Genomic DNA, 286 nt, shown 5'->3' with positions numbered 1-286 from the left:
CATGTCGGCCGCGCGCAATGACGTGCTCTCCGAGGTGCTCACCCTGATCCGGCTGCGCGGCGAACTTGTCTACACCGCCATTCTCGGGGCGCCGTGGGGCCTGCGATTCCAGGCAGGACCGGCCCACTTCCATTTCGTCGAGAGCGGCGAGATGTGGATCACGCCGACCGGGGAAGGGCCGATCCTGACGCGGGAGGGCGACCTTGTCCTCCTGCCCCAGGGCACGGGGCACGTCATGACCGACGCCCTCGGCTCGCCGGTCGAAAGTATCGAGACGGCCGCCGCG

General features: G+C 69.2%; 1 protein-coding gene. It reads left to right on the top strand.

All coding sequences use genetic code 11. The features are described from left to right. A partial coding sequence (locus EIK80_RS25665) for a cupin domain-containing protein (RefSeq protein ID WP_148099149.1) occupies positions 1 to 286 on the top strand: 286 nt, incomplete at both ends.

This window comes from Caulobacter sp. 602-1, assembly GCF_003931565.1.
In the GTDB taxonomy this organism is placed as follows: Bacteria; Pseudomonadota; Alphaproteobacteria; order Caulobacterales; family Caulobacteraceae; genus Caulobacter.
The sequence above is the reverse complement of the archived record's forward strand: the minus strand, read 5'-3'. Positions and strand labels throughout refer to the sequence as shown.